We start from the raw sequence: 12,737 nt of genomic DNA, 5'->3' as shown, positions 1-12,737 counted from the left end.
GACCTGGTGGCTATGGCGGGGAGAGATCCACCCGATCCCATCCCGAACTCGGACGTGAAAAACCCCAGCGCCTATGATACTGCGGCTTAAGTCGCGGGAAAGTCGGTCGCCGCCAGGTCTTCCAACCCACTCTACACACACATAATCACCCAACGCGGGGTGGAGCAGCCCGGTAGCTCGTCAGGCTCATAACCTGAAGGTCACAGGTTCAAATCCTGTCCCCGCAACCAACGATACCGACACTCCCGTGAGCCCAGCTCCGGGAGTGTTCGTGTTTTTAGCCTTTCCAATGGCTTGCCGTTCGATCCAGGTCAGGATCGTGCCCAGTTACTCCATACAGCATTGCGTCAATCTCGCCCCGGTTCGGGCCGGGAGTGAGTACGACCTTCTCGATTAGCGCCCGCAGCGCCTCGGCGGCTTCCAGCCGTTCCTCGGGGCGGTTGAGGGCGTCGGTCAGGCGGCCGACCTTGCGGGCATAGACCGCTGAGGCACTCGGCAGCAGGTCAGGCACGTCATCGGGGACGTCGGACAGATAAACCTCTTCGCTCAGTAGTCTTTTGCAATTACCGAACCACTCATAATAAAAAATAGGCAGCCTGTTTAAAGCGCCACTATTGCTTCAGTAACAATCCGACCGGTCATACCATCAGTAATCCCGAGATCCGTGACATGTGGACCCGGGTTGCAGGCAAGGCTGGCGCCAATGACCAGCTTGACCAACGGCGCCGGAACGTCTGTGGCGATATCCAGAGACGCTGCGCGCATAGCCGCGAACCTTTCGGCCACAACCAGCGGCGGCTCTTCAGAGAGTAATCCGCAGACGGGCAGGTCGAGCACGCAAGTCGATTTGCCGTCGATCACAGCGGCCATGCCACCGCCGCACTCAATCAGGGCATTCGCGGCCGCTGCTAAATCGGTGGGATTGCGGCCGAACACCGCGAGGTTATGGCTATCGTGCAGAATCGTCGTGGCGAAAGCGCCGCGCCATTCGCCCCACCCCTCCATCACACCGATGCCTGGTTTGTCGGACATGCCGTAGCGGTTGAACACCGCCATGATAATGCAGTCTTCCGGCAACACGATCGCGCCGTTCTGGACGACGACGTTCCGCTCCGCCCAACGGGTGAAGCGTGGTGTATGGACGGTATGAATGCGGACTTTTTCGCCGTCGGCCAAATCTGGAGCGGGGATATGGAACGCGGCTTCCGTCACCGGGGCGAGCTTCATTGTGCCCTTCGGTGCGATCAGCGTGTCCGGCCTGGGAGACGTCGTCAGCGCGCCGCCTATTGCGGCTTCATGCCCTGACACGAAAACACGCTGAATCGGGAGGGAGGACAGGTCGCCATAGATGACCATGTCGGCTCGGCGACCCGGCGCAATCAGGCCGAGATCGTTACGTCCCAACCAGCGCGCTGCGTTCAGCGTGCCGCAACGCAGGACATCCAGCGGCTTCATGCCTGCCGTAACCAGCAGACGCACGAGAGCGATCACGCCGCCTTTGGCGACAAGGTCGTCCGGAAAGATATCGTCCGTGCAGAGCGTCACCGTCTGCGGTACATGGCCCAGCGTCTCGAACGCCTTTACAGCTTCGATCGCCATGTCGGGGTGGGACCCGCGAAGTTCGAGCGTGAGCCCTGCACGGAGTTTGGAGAGTACGTCCTGCTCGCCTGTCAGTTCGTGGTCGGATTCAACGCCTGCAGCGCAGAAAGCCTGCAAAGGGGCATCGGACAGACCGCGTGCGTGCCCGAAGACGCGCTTGCCGCTGTCGAGACCAGCCTGAACAATACTGCTCATATGAGGCGAACGTTCGATGACGCCGCGCATGTCCATGACTTCGGCGACGCCGATGATCTCCGGCCAGGAAAGCATTTCCGCCATGGCGGAAGCGTCGAACACGGCGCCGGCGCGCTCCAGGCCCGGAGCGGATGGCACGCAAGACGGCGCTTCTACAAGAATGCGCAGCGGCAGGTCGCGGGCGGCTGCGACTGCCCAGCGCACGGCGTCAAGGCCGCCGACATTGCCGACTTCATGCGGGTCCCAGCAGATTGTCGTGGTGCCTTGCGGAACAACGACTTCCGCGTAGCTGCGGGGCGTGATCATCGAGCTTTCGATATGAAGATGCGTGTCGATCAGGCCGGGCGCCACCACCGCGCCGTCAAGTTCGATGATGCGCGCGGCATCCGCTCGTCCGCCTCTGGGATGCACGCTTGCGATCAGCGGCCCAACCAGACCGACGTCAGCTTCCCGCAATTCGCCAGTCACCATATCGGCGACGAGGCCGCCAGTTAAAAGAATATCGAAAGGATGCTCGCCAGCCGCCGCTTTCACTGCACGATCGCGCAGCGCAGGATCATCGAGGTCGGCCCCCGGCTTTGCCTTTATCTCTGTCATTTTTGATGACCCTTTCAGGAGTTTCAGTGATGCAGCGTCAAGGCGCTGAGCGCGACATAAACTGCCAGCAATAAGTCGGTGAGCAGCAGCACGGGCGCTACCCGGATACGCAGGGCGAGGGCCATCAACGTGTAGGCAAAGGAACCGGCAGCAAGCCCGATTACAAGATTGCCCGTCGTGACGGTCAGAAGCATGATCAGAACGGCGCTGACTGTATTTTCCAGCTTCGAACAGTCGAGATGGCGGATGCCCTCCATCATCATCACGCCGACCATGACCAGCGCAGGCGTGGTGGCCTGAGCGGGAACGGCGGCGATCAGCGGCCAGAAGAACATCGCGAAGGTGAACAGGATCGCCACGAGGATGGCGGTCAAGCCGGTTCTGCCGCCTGTTTCGACCCCGGTTGCGGACTCGACATACGCTGCGATCGTCGGGCTGCCGATGCAGGAACCGACCATTGAGGCCAGCCCGTCCGCAAGATAGGCGGCGCGTGCGTTTGGCAGTTTTCCGTCAGCATTCATCAGCCCCGCCCGGCGCGTGACGCCGATAAGGGTCGCCGTCGCCGAGAAGAAGTCGCCCAGGAAAAAATACCCGGCGAGCGGCAAGGCCAACGCCAGATGGTTCATGAACGACCCGAAATCGAACGCGAACGTATAATCACTGGGCCAGGGCGGCATCTGCACCGGAGCGGCAGGAAGGTGAGTAAGCGCATCCCCATGCGCACCCGGCACAAGCAGACCGATCAACGTCACCGCGACGATCGAAAGCAGCAACGCTGCCGGCACGCGCAGAGCCAACAGAACGGGAGTGGCCAGCAGAGCGGCCCCGGCGAGCATCACGGACGGCTCCCGCAGATCTCCGAAATGCCCGTCGCGGGTCAGCAAGCCGCCGCCCATAAGGCCAAGCTTCGCGATAAACAGTCCAAGGCCACATTGCAGCCCCGTGCGTATCGCTTCGGGGAAAGCCATCACCACCTGTTCACGCAGGCGACTTGCCGAGAACAGCGTGAAAACGATCCCCCCGACCAGAACCATCACCAGCGCGGTTCCGTAAGACACGCCGCTTCCGGCCACGGCCATGGCAAACACGGTGTTGGTGCCCATGGCGGGGGCCAGAGCGATCGGCAGACGTCCGATGAACCCCATGAAAAGCGACCCGACGATCGCCGCCAGCGCCGTGATGACGATCAACGCGTGCCGATCCGCCCCCGTGACCGACAGAATCTGCGGGTTCACGACCACGACGTATCCCATCGCGCCGAATGTCGTCAGTGCGGCTAGAAATTCGCGCGTGAGACTGGTTTCAGGCGGATTGGCCCGGTCCGGCGACAAAAAACGCAGAATGCCGCCACCAGAAGGGGGCGCCGCGGGCAGGTCGGGGGTGGACAGGGCCTGTCTCCTTCGTCAGGGCGATGAACGGCGTCTGTAGCATTAACGTTTTGGTTCAGGAATTGAGGCTGCTCTTTAGGAGGGCATCGGCCCGTTGATTACTGTGAGCAACGGGCCGAGCCATCGAATCCTTCGGCGAAAATCTGATAGAATTTTGCAGCATCGACCGCCGTAACGATGTGTACCACCGGAGCGCCCTTCAAGGACAGCGACAGCGGGCGGGCGTGGGCGCGACCATAGAACATCCCTCGCGCGATCTCGACATCCATCGTGGCGTCTACGGACGACGTCACCAGTTCCGGATGTAGCGCGACCGCCGTGGTCAGTTCATCCCACATCGGGATGCCGGGCTGCGCGTAACGGGCGAAATATGCTGCGAGTGGCGCTTTTTTTCCTTTGGCCTGCTCTCGTAGTTCCGTCTTGAGCAGGACGCCGAGCGTGACATTTCCCATATTGGTGATGCTACGCCACGGAGCGGTAAGCACGATATGCGCCGCCTCCGGGTCAAAGATCATGTTGAAATCGGTGTAGAAATCGATCTCGTGTGTTTTTTCGACAGCGATCTGGGGATGATCCGTGTCCAGCAGGCCGCCCATGAAGACCAGTTGTTTGGCGAGCCCGGCGAATTCACTGTCCAGCTTGATTGCAAGCGCGACGTCGGTGAGGGGGCCGCCCGCCACGATGGTCACCTGATGCGGGTAACGATGGACCGCGTCGATCATGGCGTGAGCGGCGCTCTCCCCATGAGGAAGCGTCGGCGTAAACCCTTCAGGCATCGCCGGGATCAGGGACGGTTGATCCGGGTGCCCCGTTGGGTGGCGGGGGCTGGCGGGTTGCCATGCGCCCTTCCAGATGATGCGGCCGTATTGGGCCTCCCAGGCGTACATCTCGTTTGCAGTGCGGACCAGCGGCATTTCCGCGCCCAAATAGAGAGGGAGTGACGGGCATCCAACCTGTTTGAGGAAGGCAAGGAGATGGGCGGCGCCCTCGTCACGCCACGCATCGCCCGTTACAGCTCCGACGCCCAGAAGCCTGGCGTGTGGATCGGATAGCGCAGGATAGAGAGACTCGATATTAGTCTCTCCAGGTCCCGAAAAATCGTTGTCGATAAAAACGAGATTCTGATCGGCGTCAGTCGGCGAGGCGGCTGTGGCTGTCGCGACGATTGACAGCGTCAGGGCGGCGGCGAGTGAGACGCGGCGAAGGACAGCGCCTGTCATCCGATCAAAAATCATATCGTAACGAACCTCCAATGATACGTGGGTCGTTGATGTAACCGGTATAGTTGTCGAAATCGAGCGCGCCGATGCCGATGACCTTGTTTGTGATGTTTCGAACGTAGACGCTGGCGGAGTAGTGATGCTTCGTGTCTTCGTAGGCTAGGCTTGCGCCACCAAGGAGCAGGGCCTTGCCTTCAAATTCTACGGAACGGTAGAGCGTGAAAAATTCCTGACTACGCCATGACCAGTCCGTGGACAGAACGAGTCGTTTCGTGTTGGTGAGCGGAATCCTGTAGGACGCGTTCAGGTTCGCGATCCAGCGGGGCGCATAAGGCAGGCCGTTGCCATTGATTTTCGCAAGCCCGGTCGTCGCGTCGATCGGGTTGAGCATCGTGCAGCCTACGCCGCATGCGCCAGACTCCAGACCGGGAGAATGGATCTGGGTGAAATTGTAGCTCATGTTGGCGCTGATCGAGAGATTCTCGATCGGGTAAGTTTGTGCGCTGAATTCAAACCCGCGTCCGACGACATGATCGGCGTTCAACAGCTGGATCTGGTTTGACGTTCCGCCCGACGCCGTCAGCTGCATGTTCTTGGTGTTCCACATATAGGCTGCGCCGGTCAGCTGAACGCGGCCCTGTGCGAGGTTCGCCTTGTAGCCGAGCTCAAACGACGTGTTGCGTTCTGCTGACGCTTTGGAAATGTAGCTGTTGCTCGTTAGACGCCCCTGAAAACTGGGGGCGAGAAAGCCCGTCGCAGCGCGGAAATAGACGCTCATGTTCGGCGTAATCTTGTAGTTTACGCTCGCGTCCCAGCTGATGTTGTTCGAGTGCGAGGCCTGGGACAGAGCCAGCGGGCCGTCGCCGCCAAAAATGCGTGTCGCGCTGAAATTTTTGAAGTCGTATGTGTAACGAATTCCACCAGTGACGCTTAAGTTATGTAAAATGTCATAAGTCATGGAATCGAATACGCCGACTGAATTCTCGTTCTGGCGCTGGTTGGCGAGTTCCGTCGTCTTCATAGTTGTCGAATTGTAGTTGTAATCGTAGTCGTCGAGAAATTCGTTAAAGTAGTAGACGCCAGCCTGGTCAAAAAACTTTCCGGTTTTGACGGTGTAGACGCGGAGTTCCTGCGTCGTCTGGCTGATTTTCGGCGCCGACGTTCCGGTCTGAACACTGAACGGGACCGTTGAAGGATTTCCGCCGTCGATCGAACCGATCGAGCTTAGGGAGCCTTCGGTCCAGGAACTGATCAGCTGAACGCCGAAATGCGCGAAGTTCTTCGTGGCTTTGATATGCCCGCCTGCAGTCGTCAGATTTTGGGCGTTATCGCCGTTCTGCGAGACGTTGTAGATATCGTAGCCGGGACGAATGCCCTGATAACCATGCTGGTACAAATTGGCGCGGAACAGGGTGGCTGTGCCCTCGACATGACGGGCGTTGACCTCGAAAAGGATGTTGGCCGAATCATCAATGGTGTACAGGCCCTGCAGGCGCCCTGCGATATCTTCGTAACCCTCCAGGCTCTTCTTCCAGCGTGGTCCGTCATAGACGTTATGAACCCAGTTATCTCGGCGCTGGTTGATGATCGAAAGCCGCATCGAGAACTTGTGCGGCACGACGGCGATATTCACAGCGCCTTGCGTAACTGCGGAATTGAACGTGCCATAACTCTGGCTGATATAGCCGGTCGTCTTGTCCTCCGGCCCCTTTGAGTGGATGTTGATGACGCCAGCAGGCGTATTGCGACCGAACAACGTCCCTTGCGGTCCGGCGAGCACTTCGGTGTCTGCGAGGTCGAACAGCGGAAAGGAGCGCAGGACCGGGTTATCCAGCACCACGTCGTCATAGTACATCGCGACGGGCTGGGCCGAGTTGGTGTCGAAGTTCGCGTTGCCGAGGCCGCGGATATAGATGCGCGGGAAGGTGCGGCCAAAAGAGGACTCGATATTGAGGCTGGGCGTGCGGCCAGCCAGAGAACGGATATCGTCGCCGGCGACGGTCAGTGTGGAAATCTGCGACGGCTTTATCGTGTATACGGCTTCAGGCACGTCGGTGGCGCGTTCATTGCGACGCCGCGCCGTGACGGTTACGGCCTCTTCGCTGCGGGGCAGTCGCCGCGCTGCGGGACGCCCCTTCGCTACCGGCCTGGAGGCGACGGCGACAGGCGCCGCCGGGCTGACGGCGTGTGCTGCGACAGCGCGTTTTTGAGGCTGGTGGGTAGTCGCCGCGACTGCTGTCGAGCTGCCTGCGATGACAAGTGCGCCTATCGATCCGGTCATGAGAAGCACGGAACGAGCAGAGCAGAACTTAACAGGCGTCATTTACCACCGCGGCGCTGAGGGTTGAGTTTTCTATTGTGCCGAAGCACAGCCATTACCGCACAATGTTGCGTTATCGTATCTTGTGCAGGCAAGTGCAATTTTTGTGGCTACCCGTTCTAAAAAACAGAACGCCAGCTCGGCTGTCAAGATACGTGCGGGCGGGGTGCTTTTTTGAAGACGCGAAAGAAATTCTCCGTGGTCTGCGCCGCTAACGCGGCTCGGGAAACTCCTCGCAGGCGGGCGAGAAAGTCGAGCGTATGGACAATGTGGGCGGGTTCGTTTCTCTGGCTCTCGAAGGGTTTTGGCGCAAGCGACGGCGCGTCGGTTTCGAGAAGGATACGATCCGCTGGCAGTGTGGCCGCTATCTCGTGCAGAGCCTCGCGGCCGTCATGGGTCAGGAGGCCGGAAAACGATATATAATGTCCAAGCTCAAGATTGGCGCGCGCCAGATCCCAGCCACCAGAAAAACAGTGCATGACAACGGGGAAACGCCCTTCGGCGTCCGTCCTTCGCAGCGTCGCCTCCATTTCTTGGTCTTCGCCCACGGAATGAATGATCAGGGGCAGCTGTGTGTGTCTTGCCGCATCGATATGGACCAGAAGATTACGCATCTGCGCGTCCCATGGCGCATCGGTGAGGATGCGGTCCAGGCCGACTTCGCCAATGCCGATGACTTTGGGATGAGCCGCCAGCGCGATGAGCTGCTCCACAGTCACGTCATTTTCTTCGGCGGCCCAATGCGGGTGCGTGCCTACCGAATGAAAAATATCGCCGTGGTGCTGTGTGCGTTGTAGTGCGTGCTGATGGCGGCTGACCTGAATGCCGATGTTCACGAAGCGGCAGACGCCTGCAGCCCTTGCTCGAGCCAGGACGTCTTCGAAATCGGGCTCCAGCTCGTCGAAATCGAGGTGGCAATGGCTGTCGACCAGCACAAGCCCGTTATCGGCGCTCATTGCATTTCTCCTTCAGGACGCCCGCGCCATGCGTCGAGCGATGTGACAAAGGTCATCATGACGTCGAACGCAGCGGCGACGTCTTTTAATTCGACGGTTTCTGCGGGGTGGTGGCTTATTCCTCCCGGGCTACGGATAAAGAGCATAGTCGTGGGAATCCAGTCGCACATCATCATCGCGTCATGCCCGGCCCCGCTCACAAGGCGTTTGCGTGGGTGTCCGGCTGTCTCGATACAGTCTTCAAGCCGTGCGGTGAGACGTGTGTCGCACAAGGCGGGCTCGAAATCCTGTCTATCGAAAATCGTCGCTGAAATGTTTCGCCTCGCGCAGATAGTCTCGATCAGCGATGTCACGTCGAGAACGCTAAGATCCAGACCGGAGCGATCAGCGGACCGTAGTTCGACGGTAAAGGCGACCCGGCCAGGTATGATATTTATGGCCCCGGGAAAGGCTTCGGACTTCCCTACGGTCGCGCGCAGCCGTCCCTCGCTTTGATTGGCGTAGGCCTCTATCCCCAGAACGATTTCGCTCGCGGCGGCGAGGGCGTCGCGACGCATTTCCATCGGGACGGTGCCTGCATGGCCTGCTTCGCCCTTCAGGATGACGTGAAAGCGTCTTATGCCGACAATGGCCTCAACGGCGGCAACTGACAGTCCCTCTCTATCCAGAATTGGCCCTTGCTCAATATGGAGTTCCAGATATCCCAGAAACTCATGTGGCGAGCGATGCGCCCTCTCAAGGCAGGCAATGTCGAGGCCGACGCCTTTCAGCGCATATTGTAAGGTGACGCCGTCCTGATCCTGTATTCCGGCTACTGAGCCAACGGATTTGCCGCTGAGCGTGCGTGAGCCGAGCATGGATTGAGGGAAGCGGGAACCTTCCTCGTCGCCAAATGCAGCGACCTCGATGGCGCACGGCAGGCGCTGGTTGTTTGACCGCAGCGCGGACACGCATTCGATCGCCAATACGACTCCAAGCATGCCGTCAAAAGCGCCGCCGTTTCGAACGCTGTCGATATGCGAGCCAATCAGCAAGGCAGGGGCGTCGGGCTGCGCTCCTTCATATCGGCCGATAAGGGTGCCTATCGCGTCGCGCCGGACCGACAGACCGGCTTCCTGCATCCAGGCCATGACGCGTTCTGATGTGACTGTGTGCGCCGACCCCAGAAAAGGGCGAAAGAGACCGTCAGGAATATCGCTGTAGGGCGCCTCACTCAACTCCCGGCACCGGTTCATCGCCCGCTGTGCGGATGATCGTGAGTCGTGCGCGATGAATCGATCCATTTAGGTTCGCCAGACATGAGTGAGCGGGGCGCCGGCCTTGACGTCGTTTCAGCGCGGACGGCGGCACTATAAGGAGTGTCGCCCTCTACGAGAAAGGTTGGAATTTCGTACGGAATGTTGCCTTTTTTAGAACGCATGATTTAAGAACGATATGATGGTCTAGGTCGCGTCGGGGGGCATATCTTCAGGTAAAGGGCGAGCGATGGTTTTCCATTCGAAATTTTCAAGATATTTCGCGGAGATTGTTTCGCAGGGATCAATGAGAAAGGCGGCGGACGTGCTTAACGTGGCGGCGTCTGCTGTGGACAGGCAAGTGCTGAATGCGGAACAGACTCTGGGAGTGAAATTATTCGATCGGCTTCCATCTGGCCTGCGGCTGACGTCGGTGGGGAATGCGATTGCGCAACAGATCGCGCGCTGGTCGAATGATGAAATCACGCTGCTTCAGCACATAGAGGAGTTGCGTAGCGGCAAGGGAGGAGAGGTGCGAGTAGCTGTCGCCGATGGATTGGCGGTGAGCTTCATTCCTGCGCTTGTCACGCATCTGCACGAAGTTTCGTCGAAACTTCGCTTCAAGATCACAGTCGCCAATGCGACGACCTCAGCAAGCCTCATTCGCGCCAACGAATGCGACATCGCCTTGACGTTCGATCCGCCGTCGTTCACGGGTCTGCGTGTGGAGGCGCAGGTGGTGTCGCGGATAGGAGCGCTCGTAAATATCGGACACCCGTTAACAAAAAAACCCCGTATTCGTCTGGCCGATTGCCTAGATTACCAAATCATAGCCCCGGACTCATCCACGGCTTTGTGGTCGACGGTGGAAAATCTCTTTGCGGAAGCATCACTGGCGTTCAATGTCGTATTCACGTCAAATAACGTCGCGCTGCTGTGCGACATGGTGAAGCGCGGCCTGGGGATCGCGATCATGCGCGATTTCGATGCAGTGGGTCATCTGGCGGATTGTACTTTTCTTCCGTTGCCCGGCGTAAAAACGGCGCCACAAAATCTGTCGCTGATAGTGTCGAGCACCAATGCGTTGCGGCCCGGGCTGGAGCCTGTCATCCAGGAAATCAAGGCTGCGCTGGAAGCAATAGAACAGACTGATCTGCCCCGCATGAGAAGCTGATACTGCACGATTCTGAAGATTTTTCGGCCATTGGACGAAATCCGTCGCCATTGGGGTCCCGTTTGGTTTCTGCGGTCCAATTTGGGAGACGTTGGTTATCTTCAGATTTTATAGGGAAATTTGCGTGTCATATGTTTTGTAATGCCGGATCTGCATGATGCTACGGACAGAAAGCCAGCCATTCGATTTTCAACGCAAAGGTTTTCGTTGATCGGGGGGAGTCTTTCGATACGCGGTAGGGATCGAACGGACCGATAAGAAAACCAGGTTGGGTAAAAATCGTCCACCTTGATCAGTTTTTTCTTTCAAAAATGGATCAAGATAGACTTACTGCGGCGTAGGGCGATGTGATCATCGCGCCTTTTCGCGGCGGAGCGAAGCACATCCAATAAGATTATTTTTTGCGAATAAAAATGTGAAATGGAAAACGCACATTGATCGGTATATTTTCCATTTCATTCACAAGAAAAATCACGTCAGAATGATGACTCGTGCTCGTAGAACATGCTCTCAGTATCTTTAGCGAGGCTGACGACGTCCGCATCTTGCGAGTTTTTGACTCTCTCGCGAAGCGTCGGCTTTAGCGTTCTGTAGTTCTGCTTGATGTACTTGAGGTAATCACGATCAAACGCTGCGCCATGCACACCGCTCATCCGGAGAATGATTCGCTGTCCCTCATTCGAGGGGGCCGTAGCCAGCGAAAGGCTGTGTTTGGCGGCTATCTTTGCCAACGTCGTCTGATTCGTGGTGTGATCTTTCAGAAGCGTAACGCTTAACGCCGCGATATCGTTGCGAGCGGCATGGGTCGCAGCAAGTTTGGCCAACGCGATCTCCGTGAGATCCATATCGTTCAGTTTCTGCACGAAGTCGGCGTCGGCGCTCGCCAGCGGCGTCACTTTTTCCAGGGGGGGCAGAGGCGGCGCAGGTGGCTGTCCCGGTCCTCCGCAGCCTCCGAGGGCGAAAATGATCATAGCGGAACTGAGTAGCGTCAGCGACGGACGGCTTAACTGCTGAGGCATGGGTAATGGGTTCTCCCTGAGCCCGCATCGTCATCCAGCCGAGTGGTTTTGGAGACGAAGAAAAAAGGGGCGTTTGTGTGCAGAACTCTGATCTCTGCGTATTCGAATTCATGGTCTGCGCGCACCGTGCGCATATTTTTATAATGCAGACCGCGCGTTGGAATGGCAATGGCGAAGTAGAACCCTGCTTGTCGTGCTGAGGTAGGAACGTGGTCAAGGGATACAATATGATATTGTACAATTTTTTACGAAATTTTTTGAATTGAATCAGATGCGTTTCTTTTTCCTGTCCATCAAAAGCAATTGCTTTTGCGGCTTGCGCAAACGTGAAAGAGCGAACTACGGTTGGCGAGAAAGCACGCTTTGACGCGTGTGTGCTGAATCGTCTGCGGAGACTGACCGAACCAATGAACCGCCAAAGCCTTCTCAACCTGCTTGCGATGTCTTCTTTGTCCTTGAGTCTGGGGGGATGTGGGTACTTCGATTCACGGGCTGCGCACAAGGCGCAAATCACAATGATCGGGATGACGTCCTACGATCTCCAGGCTTGTGCGGGAATCCCGGCCTCTACGAAGCAGCTCGACGATACGACTCAAATTTATGTTTATACAGGAACGCACGCGCAAGCGAATTACGGCGGCTCGACCCTGGTTCCCATTGGCGATATTGCCACGACCATCCAGCAACTGGGTGGCGGCGGCGGCACTACGTGTTCTGCAGTCATTCGCCTGGACCATGATCGGGTGTCGGACGTGCATTATACTGGAGACGATGATGAAGTGATCGGCACGGACGGGGTCTGCTCGATTATAACACGCGGGTGTGCTCGCCAGCCTGAAGGAACCATGAAGAGTTCTGCTGGCGGAATATTCGGGCCGGTTTCTGCGTTCCACCCACCAAAGACACCCAACCAGTCGGCGGCTGGCACATATTCGACGCAGTCTGGGACAACGATTCTCAATACCGACAAGAAGTCATCGGATTCTGTTATAATCCCGCGCACGCAATGACGTCAGTCTGATTTGCAGGGCCAT

At 58.0% G+C, this 12,737-nt stretch carries 10 protein-coding genes, 1 tRNA gene and 1 rRNA gene; 4 read left to right on the top strand and 8 right to left on the bottom strand.

The genetic code is table 11. The features are described from left to right. Positions 1–2 precede the first annotated feature (2 nt). Positions 3–118 (top strand): 5S ribosomal RNA (gene rrf, locus G442_RS0111840). Between the two features lie 35 nt (positions 119–153). Next, positions 154–230 (top strand) — tRNA-Met (locus G442_RS0111835). A 47-nt stretch (positions 231–277) separates the two neighbouring features. On the opposite strand, the gene G442_RS0111830 is transcribed toward G442_RS0111835, so the two are convergent. The 7 genes from G442_RS0111830 to G442_RS22080 all read right to left on the bottom strand — a co-directional run bounded on the left by G442_RS0111830 (position 278) and on the right by G442_RS22080 (position 9,558). Beyond that, positions 278–511, bottom strand: a complete 234-nt coding sequence (locus tag G442_RS0111830; protein WP_026398164.1) for a hypothetical protein — start codon at positions 509–511, stop codon at positions 278–280. An 89-nt stretch (positions 512–600) separates the two neighbouring features. Further along, positions 601–2,391, bottom strand: a complete 1,791-nt coding sequence (locus G442_RS0111825) for an adenine deaminase (RefSeq protein ID WP_026398163.1) — start codon at positions 2,389–2,391, stop codon at positions 601–603. A gap of 23 nt (positions 2,392–2,414) precedes the next feature. Beyond that, complete coding sequence (locus tag G442_RS0111820; RefSeq protein WP_026398162.1) at positions 2,415–3,722, bottom strand: NCS2 family permease; 1,308 nt, start codon at positions 3,720–3,722, stop codon at positions 2,415–2,417. Positions 3,723–3,877: 155 nt separating this feature from the next. Next, positions 3,878–5,014, bottom strand: a complete 1,137-nt coding sequence (locus G442_RS22090; protein WP_051292240.1) for a nucleoside hydrolase — start codon at positions 5,012–5,014, stop codon at positions 3,878–3,880. Then, positions 5,004–7,280, bottom strand: a complete 2,277-nt coding sequence (locus G442_RS22085; protein WP_170230071.1) for a TonB-dependent receptor — start codon at positions 7,278–7,280, stop codon at positions 5,004–5,006. Before G442_RS22085 ends, G442_RS22090 begins: the two co-directional genes overlap by 11 nt. A gap of 185 nt (positions 7,281–7,465) precedes the next feature. Further along, positions 7,466–8,275 (bottom strand): TatD family hydrolase, encoded by an 810-nt coding sequence (locus tag G442_RS0111805; protein WP_211229144.1) that lies wholly within the window; start codon positions 8,273–8,275, stop codon positions 7,466–7,468. Further along, complete coding sequence (locus G442_RS22080; RefSeq protein WP_051292238.1) at positions 8,272–9,558, bottom strand: allantoate amidohydrolase; 1,287 nt, start codon at positions 9,556–9,558, stop codon at positions 8,272–8,274. Before G442_RS22080 ends, G442_RS0111805 begins: the two co-directional genes overlap by 4 nt. 202 nt (positions 9,559–9,760) lie before the next feature. Here G442_RS22080 and G442_RS0111795 point away from each other — a divergent pair, with 202 nt between their 5' ends. After that, positions 9,761–10,684 (top strand): LysR family transcriptional regulator, encoded by a 924-nt coding sequence (locus G442_RS0111795; RefSeq protein WP_026398160.1) that lies wholly within the window; start codon positions 9,761–9,763, stop codon positions 10,682–10,684. 476 nt (positions 10,685–11,160) lie between these two features. Here G442_RS0111795 and G442_RS0111790 read toward each other — a convergent pair whose 3' ends face one another. After that, positions 11,161–11,703 carry a DUF4142 domain-containing protein gene (locus G442_RS0111790; protein ID WP_026398159.1) on the bottom strand — a complete coding sequence of 181 codons (543 nt, stop codon included), beginning with the start codon at positions 11,701–11,703 and terminating at the stop codon, positions 11,161–11,163. 515 nt (positions 11,704–12,218) lie between these two features. Between G442_RS0111790 and G442_RS0111785 the strand changes: the two genes are divergently transcribed. Continuing rightward, the gene (locus tag G442_RS0111785; protein ID WP_026398158.1) at positions 12,219–12,713 is read left to right on the top strand and encodes a hypothetical protein; all 495 of its coding nucleotides are present in this window, start codon (positions 12,219–12,221) and stop codon (positions 12,711–12,713) included. Positions 12,714–12,737 lie beyond the last annotated feature (24 nt).

Source organism: Acetobacter nitrogenifigens DSM 23921 = NBRC 105050, from assembly GCF_000429165.1.
Classification (GTDB): Bacteria; Pseudomonadota; Alphaproteobacteria; order Acetobacterales; family Acetobacteraceae; genus Acetobacter; species Acetobacter nitrogenifigens.
Note: the sequence above shows the minus strand (reverse complement) of the source record. Positions and strands in the feature narration are given on the sequence as shown.